Below are 19,957 nucleotides of genomic sequence, written 5' to 3' on the forward strand. Positions count from 1 at the left end.
CCTTAAACCTTTCCACGGGAAAACCTTTTATTTGGTGCGAACCCTAACCCTACGGTGGGCCTATGCTGGAACTCGGCAAGCACATCAACATCTCGGACGATCTGTTCGTGGTGAAGAACCTCATCGGCTCAATCCTTCAGGGCGTGGGCATCGCCTACCTCATTCCTGTGCTGCTGGCGTGGTTCTACCCCGATGAGATTAACTACGTCATCTACTTTGCCCTTCCGGGCACGTTCTGTGTGCTCTTCGGTGCCTGGCTGGCGAGGCATATGGGTAAAATTGAGGACGTCAACCTCCGGCAGGCGATGGTTTCGGCCGCGTTCACCTGGCTTTTTGCCTCCGCAATAAGCGTCGTACCCTTCATGGCCATAGCCAAGATGTCGTTCATCGACTCCTACTTCGAGAGCATGAGCGCGTGGACGGGTACGGGCCTCACCATGATGACCAATCTGGAGGGCTATCCCCATATCCTCCTCTTCTGGCGTGCCTGGATGCAGTGGCTCGGTGGAATCGGTATAGTTCTTGTCGCCCTGACCGTCCTCATACGCCCCGGGGTGGCCGCCGCGAGGCTCTACCGGGCCGAGGCCAGGAGCGAAAGAATCCTCCCCAACCTGGTCAACACGTCCAAGGTCATCTTCCAGATATATTTCGTTCTGACCGTTGTGGGCGTTTACCTGTACTACATCAACGGCATGCCGCTCTTCGATGCGGTTACCCACTCCATGACCGGCCTGGGGACTGGCGGTATGAGCACCCACGACCTCAGCATCGGCTACTTCAACAGCACGTCCATCGAAGCGGTCACGATATTCCTGATGATAATGGGTGCCGTCAACTTCACGGTTCATTACAGGATGTTCGTCAGCAAGCACCTGAAGCCCTTCTTTGAGGACATCCAGGTCAGGTACATGTTCATTTTCCTCGTCCCCGCGGTGGCGATTACCGCTTACAGCCTCATCCAGGTGGGCGACAACGTGGGCGATTCCCTCCGCCAGGCGGTTTTTCACTCGGTTTCAGCCATAACCTGTACCGGATTCGGAATCGCTGACCTGCGCAGGTACCCCGAGCTCGGCAAGTTCATAATCGGAATCCTCATGGTCATAGGTGGTGGTGCTGGAAGCACCGCGGGAGGTATAAAGCTCATCCGCGTCACGCTGATGTACGAGAGTCTCAAATGGACGATTCAACAGGCCATACTCCCCAGGGGAGCCATCATAAAGCGCAAGGTCGGTAACTATCTGTTCACCGAGGAGGATATTCAGGAGGTCATGAGCTTCACGATAACCTACATTGCCCTGCTCCTCTTCGGGACCGTTTACACGATGCTCCGCATGGGAACCAGCCTCGTGGATTCCTTCTTCGAGGTGGCCTCCGCCCAGGGCAACGTCGGGCTGAGCGTGGGGATAACCTCAACGTACATGCCCGTCGATATGAAGGTGCTCCTCATCCTCCACATGTGGATAGGGAGGCTCGAGATATTCTCCACCCTGGTGTTCATTATAAGCACGTTCTTCCTCGTCCCGAGGGTGGTGAGGGGCAGATGAACGTAATCAGTGTTGAGGGCCTTGGCTTCAGGTACCGTCGGGCGGAGAGGCATTCCCTGAAGGACGTCAGCTTCACGGTAAAGCGGGGGGAGCTCCTCGGGATAATCGGCCCGAGCGGGAGCGGAAAGTCCACCCTCTGCCTCACCCTCAACGGAATAATTCCCAACTCTATAAAGGGGGAGTTCGAGGGCGATGTGGTTATTACCGACCCAAGGACGGGGGAGGAGTACAACACGAAGGAAACCCCCGTCCCAACGCTTTCCGCGGTCGTCGGTCTCGTCCTCCAGAACCCCGAGAGCCAGCTCTTCAACATGACCGTGGAGGAGATAGCCTTCGGTCTGGAGAACCTGGGACTCGAGCGGAATGAGATACTAAGAAGGCTCCGGTGGGCCCTTGAGGTCACCGGCCTGAGAGGCCTTGAGGGGGAGTTCCCACCGAACCTGAGCGGCGGTCAGCAGCAGAGGCTCGCTATAGCGGCCGTTCTTGCGATGGAGCCGTCGATAATAGTCCTCGACGAGCCGACGAGCCAGCTTGACCCCGTGGGGAGGAGGGAGGTCCTGGGCCTTGTGTCGCTTCTCAACAGGGAGCACGGTATAACCGTCGTCCTCGTGGAGCATCATACCGACTACATTCTTCGCTACGCAGACAGGGTTATAGTCATGGACCGCGGTGAGATAGTCCTGCAGGGGACCCCCGAGGAGGTGGCGGAGGAGGTTGATACCCTCAGAAAGCTCGGGGTGAAGCTTCCGCCGGCCCTTGAGATCTCCCACGAGCTGAAGAGAAGGGGTGTTATCGATGAAACCGTCCTCACTCCGGAGGCTTTCCTTCGCCTGATAGGACGCTCATCAGACTGACGGAGGTACCTTCGAGTCTGTGTTTTAAGTCGTAGAGCTTCATGTTCACCTCAAACCTCGCGTGCGGGTCGTCTATCTTCTCCGCCACCTTAAACGCTACCTCCAGTATTTTCTTGGCGTCCTCCCTGTTTCTATCCGCCTCTATCAGGGCTATGGAGTAAAGCGCCATGGCTTTGTGAAACGGGTGTGTTATGTGCTTTAGAACCCGCGTTGCCTTTTCCAGGTCTCCTTCCCGGTACAGCTTTTCTGCCAGCTGGACCAGAACAACGTCGAGCTTTTCAGGGTCCTTGACGAGATTCATCGCATAGCCCGCTTTGTCAAGGAGGCCATGATTCACGAGCCCGAGTATTATCTCCTTTAGTATGTTTGTGCTGTTTATCGCGAGGTCTATGGCGGCTTTAAGTGTCAGGTCCCCACTGAAATCATCGTTGATCCTGTAAAATGCGATGGCGATGTCCGCCATCAAAACGGCACGGTGCAGGGGGTTTAGTATAGTGTTCACCAGGAGGGTCAGTTCCTTGATCTTGGATCTGACCTCGGCCTCCGACGCGTTTCCGGAGAGGTTGTCTTTTGAGAGGATTTCGCGAAGCACCATCCTTAGGGCCAGGAAGAGATTGTGCTCCTTGTTTATATCCCTGAGAAGGAGTATGGCCTGGTCTATATTGCCCTCCTTTAAAGAGTCCTCGATTTCATCAAGTATCTCCAGGTCTGATTTTTTATTCTCCTTGCCCCCAAGGGACCCGAAGAACTCGTCGAGTTTGCTTACGCTCATTCTTTCCCCCCGAGCAACAATTCCAGGTACGACCTTCTCTCGAGCTTGGTTACCCCTATCGAATTTAGTATCCCCTGAGCTTCTTCACCGCGGGTTCTATCTCCTCCTCGCTCTCCACTAGGGTCTCCACTTCCACGAACTTGCCAAGTCCCTCCACGTTGTCCAGGGTGATCACCACTCCCTTGTCGTAGTAGTACTTCTCCCGCACCTTTACAACGGTCAGGACCTCATGGAAACCCAGGGAGTTCAGTATTCGTTCATGCTCATCGGGGTCGGTTATCGGTACCTCTATCTCCCGGCGGGTTTTTGACTCCCCGTCAAGTTTGGGACCTTTGTACGTCAGAAATGCCTCAAAATGCCCGTTAAATTTTTTCACCCGTATCCTCAGTGCCTCATCAGTTTCGCTGAAGTCCCTGCAGGGGTGCGAGAAATACGTGTCCTCATGATACTCCCGCCTCATGAGCTTGAACTTTTCACGAACCCTGTTGAAAATGCCATCGTCGGCGTACCCCTTAAGTTCAACTTCTATCATCGTGGTGCCTCCGTGGCAGTTCTCTGAATCGCTGTTGTATTATCAATATCAAATTTAACCCCCAATAAAATAAACTTTTTCCTTGGAACGCGCCGAGAACGTTGTATAAATTCCAATGAATTAAAAGCACAGGAAAATTAGAAAAAGTCTCCGATCACCGGAGAGCAACCCATAACTCCCAGGTTGTTCCGGTGTGTTAAGCTGATCGCTATTTAGCAGGTACCTCACGGAGTGAGGTCCATCTCGCGAAGCTCCTCGAGGAAGTGCTTCGCGAACTCGATGGTTTTGTCTATGTCCCTCAGGTCGGCCGTCTCGACCTGGCTGTGCATGTAGCGTATCGGTATGCTGAGGACGGCCGTTGCAACGCCCTCCCGGTTGATCTGCATTATGTTGGCGTCCGTCCCGGTCGGCCTCGGGCTGGCCTCGACCTGGAGCTCTATGCCGTACTTCTTGGCAACCTCATCGGCGAAGGCGCGAACCTTGGGGTTGATGTTCGGGCCGACGTCCATGACCGGGCCGCCGCCGAGCTTTGGCACGATTTTGCCCTTGTCGCCGACCTGCTTGGCGAAGGTGACGTCCATCGCTATGCCTATCTCCGGGTCGATGGCGTAGCTGGCAACCCTGGCACCCCTCAGGCCAACCTCCTCCTGGACGGAGGCAACGAAGTAGATATCAGCCTCGTGGTTCTCAACCCTTCTGGCGGCCTCTATCATGGCGTAGAGGCAGACGCGGTCATCGAGATACGGTGTGGCAATCCTGTTCTCGTTGAGCTGAACGAAGGCCGGAGCGAACTCGCCGACGGTTCCAACGCGGAAGCCCATCTCCTCGGCTTCCTCCCTGCTATCGGCACCAACGTCCACAACGATGGTGTCCCAGTCGGCGGCCTTCTTCCTGTCCTCCGGCTTCTGGAGGTGGGGCGGTATGTGGCCGACGACTCCAAAGCGCTCGCCCTTCTCGGTGAAGAACCTTATCCTCTGGGCGACGAGGGTTCTGGGGTCGACTCCTCCAACGGGAACGACGTGGAGGTAGCCCTCCTTGTCTATGTGGTTGACCATGACGCCTATCTTGTCCATATGCGCAGCAATCATCACCCTCGGCCCGTTGCCCTTCTTGTGGGCGATGACGTTGCCGAGCTTGTCAACGTGTATCTCGTCCACGTGGTCCTTCAGGGCCTCAAAAACGACGTCCCTTATTCCAAGGAACTCGTAGCCAGAAACTCCCGGCGCCTCCACCACTTTCCTGAGCAGCTCAATGTCCACCATGGCTTTCGCCTCCTTTAGATTTCCATCTGAATGTGTTCGGCCGGCTTAATAAGGTTTACGAAAGAAAAGGGATTCAGCCGAGGATGACCTGCAGGTAGGCCTCCTCCTCCGGCTCCAGATGCTCTATCTCCCATACAACCCTCCCGTCTTCTATTTTAGCCCTGCCCTTCGTTGCCCTGACCTCCACTGCGTTGACGCTCCTCTCGAACCTGAAGTTATCAACGCCATTCAGCCTGGGCGCCTTCACCTTGACGAAGTAGTATCTGTCGAGGGTCTCCTCCAGAATCGTTGGCCTGAAGAATGCCATGTACGAACTTCCTGCCAGAATCACACCTGCAATCAGAAGTATAGCCGCCAGCGGGCCGTAGTCCCTCGGAGGCTTTGATGGGATGGTGGTCGTGGGTGGTTGGGGTGTGGTGGTCGTTGGGCTCGAGCTGGACGTTGTGGTCGGCGCGGAAGGCTTTTCCGGTTCGGCAACTTTGAGATTGGCGGACGTGCCCAGATACCTGCTGCTCGTGGCCCGAATCATGATCGTTCCATACCCGGTGATTTCTAGGTTAACCACCGCGATTCCGGATGCGTCGGTTACCCTGTAATCCGTCCCCTTCGGCCCAACGGCCACGACGGTTACATTGGCTAGTGGATTGCCTTTCGTGTCGGTGACTGTGACTAAGATTCTGGTTTTATTCTGGAAGAGGGTCATCTGCAGGGAGTTCACATTGACAGTAGTGTGGGCTATTCTCCCATCCAGATTCAGGGTTATTCGATAAGTTCCGGGGGTGGATACTGCGTAAATCACCCTGCCGTTTTCATCGGTCGTGAGCACCGTACCGTTGATGCTGACGGGGATTCCCCTCACACCCTTTCCATCCTCCCCATAAACCTCCACGTTTATTGAACCGTCCCTGTAAAACGCCCGGTAGGTGAGGTTCCTCTGGTATACAATGAACGTCTTGGAAACCTCTTTGAAAACTCCGCTAAAGTTTGCCCACAGGGTCAGGGTGTATTCCCCGATTCCAGGCTTTGGAAGGAGTATCTCCTGCTCCCACGGGTCGTCTGGCCTGATGTACGTCACCAGGCTGACGTTCTTAATTACATGCCCGTTGTGGCTCAGGTGGTACCCGATCCTTCCGGTCAGCACGCCGTTCGCCCCTGTAACGGCCTTAAGTTTCAGCGGAACATCATGACCGTATATGTACCTCTCCTCGGAGATGACGTACAGGGAATAGTCCACCACGAGCCTGACTTTAACCTCGATTGGAGCCTCGCTGTACGTGTTTCCCGTCCTCGCTACCAGCTTCAGGGTGTACCTCCCGGTGTCCGCGTTCAGTATCTTCACGGAGAGCGTGTCCTGGTAAGTCTGGTTCGGTTCTATAGGCTCTCTGATGACCTTGCTCTGGTAGAGGAATCCTTCGGCGGGCCCGGTGATGTAAACGCTGACGTTTTCGAGGGTCTGGTTCCCGAGGTTCTCCAGCCTGAAGGGGATTATTATGGTGTCCCCTGGAACCCCGGAGAAATCGCTGTTCAGCGGCACGATTACGAGGGGCGACTGGGCGCTTGTGGGAGGCAGAAACGGAAGCATCGCGGTGAGCAGGATTATAATCAGGACTCCCCTAAGTTTCACGTTCTATCACCCCTTCGAGGGACCTCTGTCTTCCGATGACTTCATCGAAGGTGAGGTAATTCTTTGTTTGAAGGCTCACCTTATAGTTCTTGCCCCCTTTCTCCAGGTTTGCCGGGTAGAAGAACCTCCAGCCGTTGTTGATGAACTTGACCGCTATGACTGCCCTTCCCCCGAACCGCTCGGCAAAGGAGGTCAGCTTTCTGTAGTCCTCCTCGCTGAAGTAGAGCCTGTCGTCGTGGGTACTCTTGACCTCTATGCAGAGGTAGAGTTTCCCATTTCCGGCTATGATGTCAACCTTCTTGCTCCCCGCGGAGCGCACCACCGCGAAACCTGCCTTCTCGAGCATCTTTATGAGTTCCCTCTCCGCGCTCGCTCCCCTTCTGTACCTCATTGCACTCCCTCGAACCATCTTGCCCGGTTAGGTTTATAAGTTATGTCGAGGAGTAAAGCCGGTGATGCTTATGGCGATTTACGAACTCGATGGAAAGAGGCCTAAAATTCATGAGACCGCATTCGTCGATGAGAGTGCCTCCGTCATAGGAGACGTCGTCCTTGAGGAGAAGACCAGCGTCTGGCCGAGCGCTGTTCTGAGGGGAGACATAGAGCAGATTTACATCGGCTGCTGCTCCAACGTCCAGGACAACGTCAGCATACACACCTCCCACGGCCAGCCGACGATAATCGGAAAGTACGTCACCATCGGCCACAACGCCGTCGTGCACGGTGCCGAGGTGGGAGACTACACCATCATAGGAATGGGGGCAATAGTCCTTGACGGCGCCAAGATAGGCAAGCACGTCGTCATAGGCGCCGGTGCCCTCGTCCCGCCCGGCAAGAAGATACCCGACTACAGCCTCGTCGTCGGCGTTCCAGGAAAGGTCGTTAGGCAGCTCAGCGAAGAGGAGATCGAGTGGACGAAGAAGAACGCCGAGATATACATGGAACTGGCGGAGAAGCACCTCGGGTCAAGGAAGAAGATCGAGTGATGCCCGATGCTTTCCCGTCTTCTTTCCCACGTTCCCCACATCATTTTCAAGCCCGCCTACGACATGTACGAGGACTACCTCCTCGAGCGGGTTAAGGGGGGCCGCATACCCAACCACGTGGCCATAATAATGGATGGAAACAGGCGCTGGGCCAGGAAGCTCGAGAAGCCGCCATGGTACGGCCACCTTTTCGGCTCCCAGAAGCTCGAGGAGATACTCGAGTGGTGCCGTGAGCTGGGTATAAGGACGCTCACAGTTTACGCATTCTCCACCGAGAACTTCAAGAGAACTCCCGATGAAGTGAACGCCCTCATGGGGCTCTTTGAAGAGAAGTTCAAGGAACTCCTCACCGACGAGAGGGTGCACAAGTACGGCATCCGGGTTAACGTCCTGGGCAGGAGGGAACTCCTACCTGAGAACGTCAGGAAAGCCGCGGAGGAGGCGGAGAGGGCCACCAGAAAGTACTCCAACTACACGCTGAACATAGCCCTCGCCTACGGGGGAAGGAGCGAGATAGCCGATGCGGTTAAGGACATCGTGAGGGACGCTCTGGCGGGAAAGATAAAGCCGGAGGACGTCGATGAGGAGCTCATAAAGGAGTACCTCTATTATCCGAACATGTCCGACCCCGACATCGTCATAAGAACCGGTGGAGAGGAGAGGATAAGCAACTTCCTCCTGTATCAAATCGCCTACAGTGAACTGTTCTTCGTCGATGTGTACTTCCCGGAGTTCAGGAAGATTGACTTCCTCAGAATAATACGCGAGTATCAAAAGCGCCAGAGGCGCTTTGGGAGGTAGCTTTTCTCCATCGGAACCTTTTCCTCCCTGAACGACCCTTTTTAAAATTTTCCGCTAAAGCTTATTAACGTTGGCTTCGAGTTCTCCACGGTGGTGACTAATGGAGTACGGTGAACTGAGCCCAAGGATAAAGAGGGTCTACGCTCAGGTGAGATACCTGGATGATTATCACTGGGAAATATCCGGCGACAAGATAGTGGGTATCCACAAGAAGAGCAACGTCAGGGTTACAATAGACGTCGCGGACAACAAGGAGCACGCGGAGAAGCTGGCCGAGGGAGAGGGGGTTGGAATACGGATAATAGCGGTTCCGGACAAGAGCGTGTTCTACGTCCACAACGGGGCGTTCATTCTCACCTACCGCTACATAAAGGCGACCCTTGCAGATATCAACGACCACATCGTATGGAGCGGCTTCAAGGTCGTTGAGGACAACGGCAGCTTAATCCAGGAGGACCTCTACGAGTACCTCGGAGGCGTCCTCATCAACCACATCAAGAACAACATGCTCGCCGGCCAGGACTACGTCTTCTGGCAGTTCTACAGGTGTGAAGCGTGCGGAAAGTACGTCGATGTCGAGAGCCTCGAGAGGCACCTGAAGGGGCACGGCATAAAGCACCACGAGAAGAGCGAGGAGCGCTACGAGGTCTTTGAGATAAACTTCAGGGACGGCAGGGTCTACGACAAGTACGGTAAGGAGGTCCCCCTGAAGGAGTTCAGCGAGGAGGCCAGGGACTTCCTGGATGAGATCCTCGCGGGAACACCCCCGGAGGGTAGATAATGGACGGGCCCCTCGATATTTTCCCTTCCTCCATTCTTCACAGATCCACCGTCGCTGTCATATATGACGCCTACTCATCCGCGTGGCAGATGCTGTTCCTTCTCCTCCGTGAGGCCATGGAAAATGAATATTTTGCTGTGATTTCAAACTATAGCGTCCCCCTTAGGAGTCTCATCAGCAGGTTTCAGAGCGTTGGCGTCGACGCAGAGGACGCCCTTATCGACGATAAACTGGCCATCATCGATGTTTTCGGCTCCCGCTACTCCCCTCTCCGTCCGAAGATAAGGAACGTTTTCTACCTTGACAGAGTTGAACCGGAGACCATAAACCCCAAGGTGGACATGATATACTGCGGCCCGCTCAGGGAAAGATTGAAATCTGACCGGGCCGTAAGGATGGTTTATACCCTTGACGGTGCTGCCATGATGCTTGGAGAGGAGCAGACCCTGAAGCTGTTGAATCAAACCATAGCCCACAAAAGCGTTCGCTTCCCGGAGTCTTCTCTGTTCCTGGCACTGAATGCCGATATGGTATCGAGGAGGTTCGCGGCGTGGGTTTCAAACGTCAGTGACTACGTGATTCTTGCAAAATCCTGGATACGGGAGGACCATGTCAAGGAACTCCTGTACTTCATAAAAGCCCCCTATGCTGACTTTGAGCCGGGCGTTTATTCACTGAGGGTAAGTGCAGGGAAGAAAAAAATAACACTTGAGAGGCTATCAGCCCCTGAACCTGGGTCTTCTGCTGAGGAGTAGCGGCAGGGGCCTCGGCCTGTACGGGAAGCCCTCGACCTGACCCTTTATCTCTTTGATGAGATCCTCGAGCTGCATCTCGACCTGCCTTCCGTCGCTCCTTCTCCTGACGGTTACGGTGCCCTGCTCCTTCTCGTTCCTGCCGACGACGATGACGTAGGGAATCCACTCCTTCTCGGCCTTCCTTATCTTCTTGTTGAGCCTGTCGCCGGTGTCATCGACATCAACGCGGATCCTGGCCCCCTCAAGCTTCCCGGCCACGTAGAGCGCGTAGTCCATGACCTCCTCACTGACCGGGACAACACGGACCTGTATCGGGCTGAGCCAGAGCGGGAAGGCCGGCTTGGTACCCTTCGCCTGAAGCTTCGCCTGCTTCTCAAGGATGGCGTACATAACGCGCTCAATGGCACCGCTGGGCGAGCAGTGGAGTATGAGCGGGTGCTCCTCCTTGCCTTCCTCGTTGTAGTAGGTTATGCCGAAGCGCTCGGCGTTCTCGACATCGATCTGGACGGTGCTCAGAGCCGCAGCCTTGTCGAGGTTGTCCACGAAGTTGAACTCGAACTTGAGTATGAAGTAGAAGAACCTCTGCTTCCACATCTCGATGAGGACCGGCTTGCCGATTATCCTCGCCAGCTCAACGACGAAGTCCCTGTTCTCCTTCCAGAAGTCCTCGGTGAACCTTATGGCAACCTCGTAGTCGTCCGGGGTGAGGCCAACACCCCTAAGCACTTCCATGCTGAGCTTGTACTGCTTCTTGAACTCGTCCATGGCCTGTTTCAGGTCCCTCGCAACGGTGTGCATATCGGGCATCGTGAAGGCCCTGAGCCTCCTGAGGCCTGAAAGCTCGCCGCTCTTCTCGCGCCTGAACGAGTAGCGGGTGAGCTCGTACATCCTGAGCGGCAGGTTGCGGTAGCTTATCGTGGCGTCCTTCTTTATGAGGAACTGGCCGAAGCAGGCAGCGAAGCGGAGGAAGAACTTCTTGTCGCCGCTCTTGACGACGTACTGCCTCGCCGGGAAGCGGTTGAGGTACTTCTCGAGCGCCGGGTGCTCGAAGTCGTACATAATCGGGGTCTCGACCTCCATGGCGCCGTACTCTATGACCTTCTCGGTGACGTACTGCTCAAGGAGACCCTTTATCAGGCGTCCCTTCGGATAGTAGCGGAGGTTGCCTCCGTCGCTTCCCGGTTCGTAATCAACCAGCTCGTGCTCGAGCATGAGCCTGACGTGGGGCGGCTCCCTGTCGGCTATCCTGTTCTTGCTTATCTCGTAGTTGGCGAACTTCCTGAGGTTCTCGTGCCCGGTGAAGTCGAACTTCTCGACCTCGACCAGCTCACCCTCCGGCGTGAGCACGTACCAGTAGCTCTTCAGCTCCTCCTCCTTCTCAAGGGCTATGTTGCGCTCCTCCTTGCTGACGGTCTCGCCGCTCGGCACTATCGTCCTGCTGAGCTCCGCCAGCGGGTGGCCCTTGCAGCTCAGCCTGAAGGCCTTGTAGTAGCCGAAGGGCGCGCGCTTGACCTCAAAGCCCTCCTGCCTGAGCCTCTCTTCGATCCTCTGGAGAACCTTGAGTGCGACATCTGGCTTTGCCAGTTCGCTGCTCAGGTGGGCGAAGGGATAAACGAATATCCTGTCAGCCTTTACCTGTGATGCAACGTCCTTAATCTCAATAACTGCCTTCTCAACGACCTCGTCGGGGTTGGTCTCGTCGGCCTTCTCAACGCTCATGAAAACCGCCAGAACCTCGTCGAGCCTTCCCTTCTTCTGTTCTTCACTTATCGGCTCCGGGTTCTTAAGGGCCCTGTCTTTGACCTCATACTCCAGATAGTCGCTGTGTATCAGAAGCATTCTCATTCCTAACCACCACCATAGGCTCAATTGGAATTACTAAAACTTTTTCCCTCGCCCTTATAAATCCTCCCGCATGGCAAAGGCTTAAAAAATCCGGATTTCAACTTTCATGGAGGTGGAAGAATGGACGAAAAGAACGGCGCAAAAAGCGGTGATATCGTTCTTCCCGGTGACTACCTCGGCGTCATCGAGGAGTACTTCCCAGGAGAAGGGGTTAAGGAAGAGAACGGCGAGCTCTACGCCGTGAGAGCGGGGAAGGTTGTAATCGACCAGGACAGGATGGAAATCAGCGTTGAACCCGTCACCGACACCCCACCCCTGCCGCAGGTGGGTGACGTGGTCATAGCGAACGTCATAGAGGTCAAGCCGCAGGCGGCGATAGTCCAGCTCATTAAAATCGAAGGAAGGGAGGATGACAGGGAGATAGCCACCTCGAAGCTCGCCGGAATCCATATATCCCAGGTCAGGGACGGCTACGTTGAGGGCATGTCCACGGAGTTCAAGGTCGGCGACATCGTGAGGGCCAGGGTTATAGCGAACGAGAAGAGTCCCATACAGCTCTCCACCAAAGGGCCTGACCTCGGCGTGGTCTATGCCCTCTGCTCCCGCTGCAGGACCCCCCTGGTGAGGCGCGGCGACAGGCTTATCTGCCCGCGCTGCGGAAGCGTCGAGACGAGGAAGCTCTCCACCCTTTACAGGAAGATGAGGGTGTGAGTATGGCGAGGGCTAAGAAGGTAATAACCATCCACGTCCGCGACGACAGGGAGAAGGAGGAGTTCATGCGGGAGCTTCAGCGTCTCCGCCTTCCGGCGTTCATATACGTCCACGGCAAGCTGAACGACCTGAAGATAAACGTCCAGGGGACGAAGGAGGACATCCGCGAGGCCATCCGCAGAATAAGGGAGATACACAACCGCGTCAGGGCCAAGCTCTACCCCGACAAACGCGGTCTCTACAGGTACACCATAGACGACCTCTTCAGAGAGGCGGGGGCCAGCGTTTCAACCCCCATCCTCGTAAAGACCCTCGAGCTCCTGGGCGAAACCGTTGAGGTGCGGGAGGGGGAGCTGGTAACGTCCATGCCCTGGGAGGAGCTGGTCTCCCTGACCGGAACCCTCGGTGGATACCTGTCCGACATCTCCCTCCAGACAACGCGGCAGATAAGGGAGGTCGTCCTGCCCGCCGCCGTTGCCTACGACCTCGATCCCGGGGAGGTAATCGATATCCTCGTAAACCTCGGCGCCGCCGAGTGGAAGGAGGATAAGTTTAAATACGAACTGGTGAAGAACAAGGAGCAGGCGCTGGAGATGCTGATTAACCACTTGAAGGGTGAGGAAAATGAAGATTGAGGTCATCAAGCGTGAGGAAAACGTCCTTGAGTTCTACCTTGAGGGGGAGGATCACACCTTCGCCAACCTGCTCAACGAGGTGCTCCACGAGAACAAGCACGTGACCTTCGCGGGCTACACCATCGAGCACCCGGTTCTCATGGCGAGGAAGCCCAAGTTCCGCATCGTTACCGACGGCAAGGTTACCCCCGAGAAGGCCCTTGAGGAGGCCGCACAGAAGGTGTTCGACAGGGCCAGGGCGGTTCTGGATGCCTGGAAGGCCGCTATAGGCGAGTGACCTTCCTTTTCTCCTTTGATGTGTTCCACGCGGCGATTTCCGAAACCCTTAAATGTGGAACTCTTCTAACTTCCAGTTGAAATGGATACATTTCGAGGGGTGGAATCTTGAGGCACCCTGAGCGAGCCCTTGCCCTCATCCTACTGGCCGGTCTCACAGTCCGGCTTGCCCTTGCGCCCTATTCGGCCGGAAGCGACCTTGCCCAGTTCTACGGCTTTGCCGGGACGATGCTCGAAAAGAAGGCCTGCTTCTACGCCTACGCCGATTGGGTCGGCTACTCCGGCAAGGGCTGGCCATACCCCTGGCCCTACGTTTACGGGCCCGTTCTGGCTTACCTGCTGGCAGGAATCAGATTTCTGGTCGGGGGTGGCGTTGAGTACTTCTGGAGCGGCGGCGTTTACCACGTCTACGTGGACCCCACCTGGGCGTTCTCCGTTAAGCTGGTATTCATAGCCGCAGACACGGCAACCGCGGTTCTTATCTACCTCCTCCTTCGAAAAAAGGGGGAGTGGGAGGGCGTCATGGGGGGTGCGGTTTACTACCTGAATCCAATGGTTATCCACGTTTCAGCTGTTTACGGCATGTTCGACGCCCTGGCCCTGGCCCCGTTCCTTCTTGCCCTGTACCTGGAGGGCAGGAAGGAGGCCTCCCCCTTCCTCCAGGGCCTTTCCCTTGCGGTTAAGCACACCCTCCTGTTTCCGGCCATCGTTTCTTTGTGGGAATACCTCCTGGACGGAGTTGGGGGTCTCAAAAGAGCCGCACTTCTCTTTGTCGGAGCCATTGCCCCGTTTCTCCCCATGCTGCTCCTCTGCCCGTCGAGCCTTCAAAAACTTCCCGAGCTGATGCGGGGGATTGAAGTCGGGTATCCCCTTCCGTTATCGTACAGCATGAACGGCTTCGTCAGCCTAGCCACATACTTTCACGAGGTTTACGGAGTTGAGACGCTGATTTTTATCGAGCACTGGTACGTCCCGGCAGGTTTCCTTCTCTTTCTTACCCTTTTGAGACATTCCTTTGAGAGGAACCTGATAGTTTCCGTCTCGCTTGCCTACGCCACCTTTACTGCAACCTACTGGCGCGTTAATCCCCAGTACCTCCTGCCCCTCGTTGCGTTTCTGGTTCTCCTATCCTTCACCACCGGTGGCCGGATTGGCCCTGTCTCACTCTTTACCGCCTTCTACGTTGGAATCTGGCCGATCCTCCAGCCGAGCGAGTTCTGGTTTCACGTTCACCTCCGGAACCCCAACTGGGCCGTCGTCCGGTTTGTGGGCCACTTTACGATTGGGGTTGGGGGAGACGCTCCATACGTCGCCTATTCCCTCGGCCTGACCCTGCTCCTCTACGCCCTCGTCCTGGGGAGCACCTTGCCGTACCTCAAAAACCTTAAAGCCTGGCTCTCGGAGAGGGTTTGGGTGAGAGCTTGAGGTACGAGAGAAACTTCACGGACAAGGGACTTTCAAAGTTCGGGGACTCACTGGTCAACTTCGTCTTCTCACTCGCTTTGAGCGAGTACCTGGGCAGGCCCACCGGGGAGAGGGTCCCCAACGCGTCTCTCACGATAGCCCTCGAGCTGGCGGGACTTAGGCACGTGATTCCGCCAAGGACCGACAAGCACGGTAAGGGCGACATAGCCGAAGCTATTTTCGCCTACGCGTGGCTCGAGGGCAAGATAACTGTGGAGGAAGCCGTCGAGATTTTGAGGGAGAACTTCACCGAGGACGTTACGCACTTCTCAAGAAGAAAGGAAGCGATAGGGAGGGCCTTCGCGGAGGTTTTTAAGGTAATAGGGGAGAGGTTGGGGCTGTGAAGAATTCCCGCCCCGGCCGATAATTTAATCCGTTAATGGCTACTAAAAAGAGGGTAAAAAACCAGAGGATTTCAAGCACCAGTACACCCCAGTCTCCACTGTCCATACGTTCAACCCCCAATAATATTATTGTTAGGCGTTTCTCGATCCTCAAGCAATGTGTGGTAGTGTAATATCCATGCCAGTTCTTTACCTCCTTTAACCGTTACTGTTTCAAGTATTCCGATTATCTCAGATTTAGCATCGTCGTACGCGCTCTTTATTGTTTTGGCGATCCCGTATGCTTTTCTAGCTTTATCTTCAAAGGTTTGAACATCTACTGGATCACTCAGTTGAACTACATCTGAGACTCTGAGTCCATCGCTAATCTTGGCGACTATCAGGTATGAATACTTAGTCATCTTGTACCCATAGTTAAGGAGAGGATAGTCAAGATAATAGTTTACGAACTCCTTATTTATGTCAATGGTTATCGTTAGATCCTCCTGCATGTTGGTTGGAGTTAGGGTTACTATTTTTAATACTCCCCCACAAGCCTGCCGTAATGTTAACGTAGATATTATGAGTGCTGGCACTGTCCACGTTAATTACTTCACAAACCCATCTTTTTTCTCCTTTAATAGTGCCGGAGTCCTCTTGGTGATGTAGTGGGTCATCACAAACACAGCAAACCCGAAGAGGAATCCCATGCTGAGCACGAGATAGTCTACTTTGTAGACTTGATTTACAAACACCCATAAGATTACATACGACGCTATATACTGAAGTTCTAGTTTTTCCCTGAAGGTGTAGAATGCCAAAGACAGGAGTATCAGCCCTATCGCAATGAGGCTCTTATTTGGTATGCCGAGACACGCTAACAGTGAAAGAGCGAAAACAATGGAATTTGTCTGATTATCCTTAGATCTGTAATACCTCGCTGAGAGTGCTGGAATCAATATGATTAAACCTACTAAAATCCAAGAAAAGGGGCTTTTCGTGGCATATGCGAATGGATATAGTCCTAAAATAGGTAATACTGCATGCACGAACATTAGATCCTCCTTTTCTCTTGCAAAGCGGTAGCCAATAACAAGGAACGGCAGAGATGCCATCGCAAACAGGGTCCCAGCAGCTATCCCATCTTCTCCACCGGAGACCGCTACTATTATCTGAAGCGTGGAGATCATTAAAAGTCCGGGAAAAATGAGGGGAAGAGAAACACGCATGTTTACCTCCATATTATCACCCTCCAGCTATAGAGTTATTGTCATTTTCTCCTGCTCCCGGATCGCTTATCCCCCAGCAATACTCACCCCACAGGTCCCAGAGGAACGTGCCCAGCGGTTTTACCACGTATTCTGTTGTTGCGGCTCCATCAATAAATGTTGCTACGAATGTTAGTGAAAGTGGATTCGAACCTGCAACTGCTGCAACTATTGCACCTCCTGCAAAGTCCGCGCCTAAGCTAACTGCACTATCCTTCCAAGTTTCTTCTTTCTCTGTAATTGTAATGACATCAGATACAGGATAACTCAGGCCTGTCAAATAAGCTTCTATAAGATAAGAGGGAGTTTCCAACAGTTTATGAGTATAACCCCAGTGGCCGAAGTAGTAGTTCGCTAGCTCGTCATTTATGTTAATGGTTATTGTCAGGTCCTCCTGCATGTTGGTTGGAGTTAGGGTCACAGTTTGCTTGTTAACTGTAACGCTGCTTGGCCCGTTCGGCCACACTTTCTTACCCCCAAAATCAACCTCCTCCAGGTTCAACGTAACCGTGTCAGCACTCTTCAGCTCAAAGTGCACAGTACAAGTGGTTGAACCGTCCAAGGGAACAACTGTAGGTTTGCATTCCATACTTGCTTTAACTGGCCCGTTCTGCTTGACGTTGATTTTTGCACTTGCCAATGTCTTACCCCCAACCTTTAAGTACAGAGTAGTAGCCTGACCGATATTGTTGAAATCCGTCCAGTCACTCGGTGTTTACCAGCAATTACAATTTTACTTAGCAGTGTCCATGCGGATACGTAAGTCATCGCTCCGCTAAGTATGTAGTCAGCTGTAATTGTCTTTGCATCCATTCTCATCTCGCTCCCGAATGCATCCTTCATTCTAAGTTTTAACCTGTGATTTCTGGCATCTTTCATTTATCCATCGGTGTGTGAGCCCCATTAAGCCTGTTGTAAGAGGGAAGAGTGACAAGAAGAATCTTGTGGAATCCTCAACCAGCGGAAGATTTGGCAACCCGCTGAGGGCAAAATACCCTACGAAAAGGGCAAAAAGCTGTCGGGATTTCCCCTTAGCACCTGAGAGCTTGGTATAGCCGATGATATACTGTATTATCCTGCCTCTGCAACTCTGAGAATCTAACTGCCTACCAGTCCAGCAAATCATAATCATAAGCGCGAACGCTACTGCAGAGCCAATTAATGTTCTGATTGCGCTACGTACTCCAAAGTACCAGGCCTGCAAAAACAAAGATGAAAAAATCAAAGAGCCAAAGACAAACCTAAGACCAGTTCCACTCCTCATTTTCCATCCCCTTTACGTGTGTTCTAGATAAATGGTTTAATGAACGTGTTCCAGACTATCGGCCACAGGTCTATGCTTAGTTTAATATTAATCATCTTACCAAAGACTGTTACTGTCCCAATATTATAGCTTATCATAGTAGCTGGATCAAGAACAGCCATTCCTCCACTGAGTATGTAGTCTGCCGCAACGGTCTTTGCGTCCATTTTCACCTGAATGGTGTCGTAGATTTCTTCGGAAAAGTGAGTCCAAGTGTTCCCGTCGTAGCTGTACCCGAGGGTGTAGGGTATTTCAACAGTGATGAATTCTCCATCCTTGAGTACTACTTCGGTGGCATCTGCGCCGCTTATTGGAACCCACGAGCTAATCTCTAATGGAAGACTGAACTGGACAATTTTAGTGGTTTGTGCTGGAATAGTGAATGAATCTGGCTGAATGTTCCACTCTCCCGTGTTCAGACTGCCCGCGGGCACATTCTTCAAATCACCCAAAGAGTAGCTGTTTAGCACTGCGATATCTTTGATCCTAACTTCATTTTTAGGATTGGGATTGTGTAAATAAACCCTGCATGACAACGTGGCTCTGTACGCACGATCCTCAAAGTCAAAGTACAAGTCACTGCACTCAAAGCCCACTTGTTTGAGTTCTGTTCCGTTCATCAGCTTCACTTCCACCTTCACTTCGCTCCGGTGTTCTTCTCCTTTTCCGTTGGGTTTTCCGTCGTAATTGTTGATGACATTCTTAACCAGTTTTAGCTTCGCGCGCACTTTCACACATGCGCCAGAGTTTTTTAACGTCTTCGTAGAGCCACCAGAGCAAGATTCCGTAGGGTATCGCGAGGAGTGTACGAAAGAGAGCTGCCATTAAAACTGCAGGAAGATGCACAAGGACAATCACTGTTTTTTCTTGGTGGTACACCATACGAAAACCGTACCACAGGCCAAACCACAGGAAAATTCCGATGAAGGCTATTGCTCCGTACTTCAGGGGCAACACTGTCAGGATTGGGAGATATCCCAAGGAGGTAAAGGAGCAGGCGGATTCAACTTCTTTTCTGTTTATTCCTCTCAAAGACCAAGCGAGGCTTAACAGCGAGAGAGACAGCCAGAGCAGGAATACCGCAATGAATGCCATAAGATCATTGTGTCCATGACTAACCTTGATGAGATATAGGAGGGATACCACTATAACACCTATTCCAATTATCGATTTGTGGTCTGAGATAAGAGCCCCAATCCCAATGATAATCCACAAAATAATGGAAATAAGAAGGAAAACGTCCACCCTTCATCCCCCCACCACAGCATTATCGTCGTTTTCTTGTGGGAATCCATTCACACCCCATTCAAATATCCACTGGACCTCTGAGGCGGCTTTTCCGAGCTTTGGAAGACTTGTTAATGCAAATACCGCCCAGCCCACAGGGTTACTGCCCTCAACAACAAGCTGTGCTGTGGATATTATTTCCCCTGCGGTTGAGCCATAATCTATTGCCTTTTCCGTCCTACTTCTCGTGTCCTTGTAAATTATTGTTATCACATCTGAAACTGAATAATTCAGTTCACTGAACCTTGCTTCAATTAGGTATGAGTGTCCGTCAAGTTTATCAATGTACGTTCTGTAAATGGGCTTTCCTAAGTAATAATCAGCCAGTTCGTCGTTTATTGTTATTGTCACGCTTAAATCCTCCTGCATGTTGGTTGGAGTTGTTTCCAACATTAAATATACCAACGATTTGTTAAATATCCTCGCTTATCATTGCACTGTCATCGTTTCCTTTTGATCGTTTATCACTCGCAATAGATTAATGGCACAGTAAATCACAAATGAGCAGTAAGCTAATGGAATGAGGGGGTATTCATAAAGATGTACCCATGCAAGTATCACCAGCATTGAGTAATACGCCATGACAACGCTTCTGCTGAGTTTCCTCTGGAGTATATACGTCAGCAACTCCCCTACCCCAGATAAGATTATGGCTCTAAGGAGGAAGTCAAATAAGCCTGAAGAATAGAATAATGCTATGAAAATTACCAATGAAATAAGCGGATAGTTCAGAAGTTTGTCAACTCTGTACCATTTTGGAGTTTTATCTGGCGGTGCTACAAGGATAATCCCCACAGTCCACAGAAATATCCCGATGAAAGTGTAACCCCACCATTCAGAGTCGTTAACTTTAACCTGATATGCTGAATACAAGATTATTAAAATATTAATGAGGAGGGAAAACTTAAAGACTCTGGAGGGACTATTCACACTA

General features: G+C 52.8%; 23 protein-coding genes and 1 pseudogene. 11 read left to right on the forward strand and 13 right to left on the reverse strand.

Annotated features, from left to right (window positions below; translation table 11 throughout):
* The first annotated feature begins 62 nt into the window (after positions 1-62).
* Positions 63-1,544, forward strand: coding sequence for a TrkH family potassium uptake protein (locus FH039_RS04795; protein WP_139680407.1), 1,482 nt, complete (start codon positions 63-65; stop codon positions 1,542-1,544).
* On the forward strand, positions 1,541-2,398 hold the full coding sequence (locus FH039_RS04800) for an energy-coupling factor ABC transporter ATP-binding protein (protein WP_139680408.1): 858 nt from the start codon (positions 1,541-1,543) through the stop codon (positions 2,396-2,398). The genes FH039_RS04795 and FH039_RS04800 overlap by 4 nt, the downstream gene beginning before the upstream one ends.
* On the opposite strand, the gene FH039_RS04805 is transcribed toward FH039_RS04800, so the two are convergent.
* The 5 genes and pseudogenes from FH039_RS04805 to hjc all read right to left on the reverse strand — a co-directional run bounded on the left by FH039_RS04805 (position 2,352) and on the right by hjc (position 6,979).
* Entirely contained in the window at positions 2,352-3,170 is an 819-nt protein-coding gene (locus tag FH039_RS04805) for a hypothetical protein (protein WP_139680409.1), read from the reverse strand. The two genes, FH039_RS04800 and FH039_RS04805, sit on opposite strands and share 47 nt — an antisense overlap.
* Positions 3,167-3,702 (reverse strand): annotated as a pseudogene (cyaB, locus tag FH039_RS04810) (class IV adenylate cyclase). The gene FH039_RS04805 and the pseudogene cyaB overlap by 4 nt, the downstream one beginning before the upstream one ends.
* A gap of 224 nt (positions 3,703-3,926) precedes the next feature.
* Entirely contained in the window at positions 3,927-4,964 is a 1,038-nt protein-coding gene (locus FH039_RS04815; protein ID WP_139680410.1) for a lysyl aminopeptidase, read from the reverse strand.
* Positions 4,965-5,037: 73 nt separating this feature from the next.
* Positions 5,038-6,588 (reverse strand): Ig-like domain-containing protein, encoded by a 1,551-nt coding sequence (locus FH039_RS04820; protein WP_139680411.1) that lies wholly within the window; start codon positions 6,586-6,588, stop codon positions 5,038-5,040.
* Positions 6,578-6,979: a Holliday junction resolvase Hjc gene (hjc, locus tag FH039_RS04825; protein WP_139680412.1), complete on the reverse strand. Its 402-nt coding sequence runs from the start codon at positions 6,977-6,979 to the stop codon at positions 6,578-6,580. Before hjc ends, FH039_RS04820 begins: the two co-directional genes overlap by 11 nt.
* Before the next feature lie 70 nt (positions 6,980-7,049).
* On the opposite strand from hjc, the gene FH039_RS04830 reads away from it, so the two are divergent.
* The 4 genes from FH039_RS04830 (at position 7,050) to FH039_RS04845 (ending at position 9,911) form a co-directional block, all read left to right on the forward strand.
* A complete protein-coding gene (locus FH039_RS04830; protein ID WP_139681651.1) occupies positions 7,050-7,574 on the forward strand; it encodes a gamma carbonic anhydrase family protein in 525 nt (174 codons plus the stop codon).
* Positions 7,575-7,580: 6 nt separating this feature from the next.
* A complete protein-coding gene (uppS, locus tag FH039_RS04835; RefSeq protein WP_139680413.1) occupies positions 7,581-8,375 on the forward strand; it encodes a polyprenyl diphosphate synthase in 795 nt (264 codons plus the stop codon).
* A 100-nt stretch (positions 8,376-8,475) separates the two neighbouring features.
* A complete protein-coding gene (locus FH039_RS04840; RefSeq protein WP_139680414.1) occupies positions 8,476-9,156 on the forward strand; it encodes a TBP-interacting protein in 681 nt (226 codons plus the stop codon).
* On the forward strand, positions 9,156-9,911 hold the full coding sequence (locus tag FH039_RS04845) for a hypothetical protein (RefSeq protein WP_139680415.1): 756 nt from the start codon (positions 9,156-9,158) through the stop codon (positions 9,909-9,911). The genes FH039_RS04840 and FH039_RS04845 overlap by 1 nt, the downstream gene beginning before the upstream one ends.
* Here FH039_RS04845 and FH039_RS04850 read toward each other — a convergent pair.
* On the reverse strand, positions 9,876-11,756 hold the full coding sequence (locus tag FH039_RS04850) for a threonine--tRNA ligase (protein WP_139680416.1): 1,881 nt from the start codon (positions 11,754-11,756) through the stop codon (positions 9,876-9,878). The two genes, FH039_RS04845 and FH039_RS04850, sit on opposite strands and share 36 nt — an antisense overlap.
* A 120-nt stretch (positions 11,757-11,876) precedes the next feature.
* Between FH039_RS04850 and FH039_RS04855 the strand changes: the two genes are divergently transcribed.
* From FH039_RS04855 to FH039_RS04875, 5 genes are all read left to right on the forward strand, one after another.
* A complete protein-coding gene (locus FH039_RS04855) occupies positions 11,877-12,467 on the forward strand; it encodes an exosome complex RNA-binding protein Csl4 (RefSeq protein WP_139680417.1) in 591 nt (196 codons plus the stop codon).
* 2 nt (positions 12,468-12,469) lie between these two features.
* Positions 12,470-13,102, forward strand: coding sequence for a DUF2067 family protein (locus FH039_RS04860; protein WP_139680418.1), 633 nt, complete (start codon positions 12,470-12,472; stop codon positions 13,100-13,102).
* Entirely contained in the window at positions 13,092-13,379 is a 288-nt protein-coding gene (locus FH039_RS04865) for a DNA-directed RNA polymerase subunit L (RefSeq protein WP_139680419.1), read from the forward strand. Before FH039_RS04860 ends, FH039_RS04865 begins: the two co-directional genes overlap by 11 nt.
* Before the next feature lie 107 nt (positions 13,380-13,486).
* A complete protein-coding gene (locus tag FH039_RS04870) occupies positions 13,487-14,803 on the forward strand; it encodes a hypothetical protein (RefSeq protein WP_139680420.1) in 1,317 nt (438 codons plus the stop codon).
* Positions 14,800-15,186 carry a ribonuclease III family protein gene (locus FH039_RS04875; protein WP_139680421.1) on the forward strand — a complete coding sequence of 129 codons (387 nt, stop codon included), beginning with the start codon at positions 14,800-14,802 and terminating at the stop codon, positions 15,184-15,186. Before FH039_RS04870 ends, FH039_RS04875 begins: the two co-directional genes overlap by 4 nt.
* 110 nt (positions 15,187-15,296) lie before the next feature.
* On the opposite strand, the gene FH039_RS04880 is transcribed toward FH039_RS04875, so the two are convergent.
* From FH039_RS04880 to FH039_RS04910, 7 genes are all read right to left on the reverse strand, one after another.
* Positions 15,297-15,677, reverse strand: coding sequence for a hypothetical protein (locus FH039_RS04880; RefSeq protein WP_168188371.1), 381 nt, complete (start codon positions 15,675-15,677; stop codon positions 15,297-15,299).
* A 96-nt stretch (positions 15,678-15,773) separates the two neighbouring features.
* On the reverse strand, positions 15,774-16,406 hold the full coding sequence (locus FH039_RS04885; protein WP_139680423.1) for a hypothetical protein: 633 nt from the start codon (positions 16,404-16,406) through the stop codon (positions 15,774-15,776).
* A gap of 4 nt (positions 16,407-16,410) precedes the next feature.
* Positions 16,411-17,073, reverse strand: a complete 663-nt coding sequence (locus FH039_RS04890; RefSeq protein WP_139680424.1) for a hypothetical protein — start codon at positions 17,071-17,073, stop codon at positions 16,411-16,413.
* 647 nt (positions 17,074-17,720) lie between these two features.
* Positions 17,721-18,464: a hypothetical protein gene (locus FH039_RS04895; RefSeq protein WP_139680425.1), complete on the reverse strand. Its 744-nt coding sequence runs from the start codon at positions 18,462-18,464 to the stop codon at positions 17,721-17,723.
* A complete protein-coding gene (locus FH039_RS04900) occupies positions 18,439-18,981 on the reverse strand; it encodes a hypothetical protein (RefSeq protein WP_139680426.1) in 543 nt (180 codons plus the stop codon). The genes FH039_RS04895 and FH039_RS04900 overlap by 26 nt, the downstream gene beginning before the upstream one ends.
* Positions 18,982-18,984: 3 nt before the next feature.
* A complete protein-coding gene (locus tag FH039_RS04905) occupies positions 18,985-19,374 on the reverse strand; it encodes a hypothetical protein (protein ID WP_139680427.1) in 390 nt (129 codons plus the stop codon).
* Positions 19,375-19,452: 78 nt separating this feature from the next.
* Positions 19,453-19,953, reverse strand: coding sequence for a hypothetical protein (locus FH039_RS04910; protein WP_139680428.1), 501 nt, complete (start codon positions 19,951-19,953; stop codon positions 19,453-19,455).
* Between the last annotated feature and the right edge of the window lie 4 nt (positions 19,954-19,957).

Origin of the sequence: Thermococcus indicus, assembly GCF_006274605.1 — an archaeon.
Classification (GTDB): Archaea; Methanobacteriota_B; Thermococci; order Thermococcales; family Thermococcaceae; genus Thermococcus; species Thermococcus indicus.

Bases quoted from the DNA above. Each gene is read 5' to 3' on its own strand.
- FH039_RS04830 (WP_139681651.1), top strand. From the start codon at position 7,050: ATGGCGATTTACGAACTCGATGGAAAGAGGCCTAAAATTCATGAGACC.
- FH039_RS04860 (WP_139680418.1), top strand. From the start codon at position 12,470: ATGGCGAGGGCTAAGAAGGTAATAACCATCCACGTCCGCGACGACAGG.
- hjc (WP_139680412.1), bottom strand. From the start codon at position 6,979: ATGAGGTACAGAAGGGGAGCGAGCGCGGAGAGGGAACTCATAAAGATG.
- FH039_RS04840 (WP_139680414.1), top strand. From the start codon at position 8,476: ATGGAGTACGGTGAACTGAGCCCAAGGATAAAGAGGGTCTACGCTCAG.
- FH039_RS04805 (WP_139680409.1), bottom strand. From the start codon at position 3,170: ATGAGCGTAAGCAAACTCGACGAGTTCTTCGGGTCCCTTGGGGGCAAG.
- uppS (WP_139680413.1), top strand. From the start codon at position 7,581: ATGCTTTCCCGTCTTCTTTCCCACGTTCCCCACATCATTTTCAAGCCC.
- FH039_RS04850 (WP_139680416.1), bottom strand. From the start codon at position 11,756: ATGAGAATGCTTCTGATACACAGCGACTATCTGGAGTATGAGGTCAAA.
- FH039_RS04800 (WP_139680408.1), top strand. From the start codon at position 1,541: ATGAACGTAATCAGTGTTGAGGGCCTTGGCTTCAGGTACCGTCGGGCG.
- FH039_RS04845 (WP_139680415.1), top strand. From the start codon at position 9,156: ATGGACGGGCCCCTCGATATTTTCCCTTCCTCCATTCTTCACAGATCC.
- FH039_RS04880 (WP_168188371.1), bottom strand. From the start codon at position 15,677: ATGCAGGAGGATCTAACGATAACCATTGACATAAATAAGGAGTTCGTA.
- FH039_RS04885 (WP_139680423.1), bottom strand. From the start codon at position 16,406: ATGGAGGTAAACATGCGTGTTTCTCTTCCCCTCATTTTTCCCGGACTT.
- FH039_RS04815 (WP_139680410.1), bottom strand. From the start codon at position 4,964: ATGGTGGACATTGAGCTGCTCAGGAAAGTGGTGGAGGCGCCGGGAGTT.
- FH039_RS04865 (WP_139680419.1), top strand. From the start codon at position 13,092: ATGAAGATTGAGGTCATCAAGCGTGAGGAAAACGTCCTTGAGTTCTAC.
- FH039_RS04855 (WP_139680417.1), top strand. From the start codon at position 11,877: ATGGACGAAAAGAACGGCGCAAAAAGCGGTGATATCGTTCTTCCCGGT.
- FH039_RS04795 (WP_139680407.1), top strand. From the start codon at position 63: ATGCTGGAACTCGGCAAGCACATCAACATCTCGGACGATCTGTTCGTG.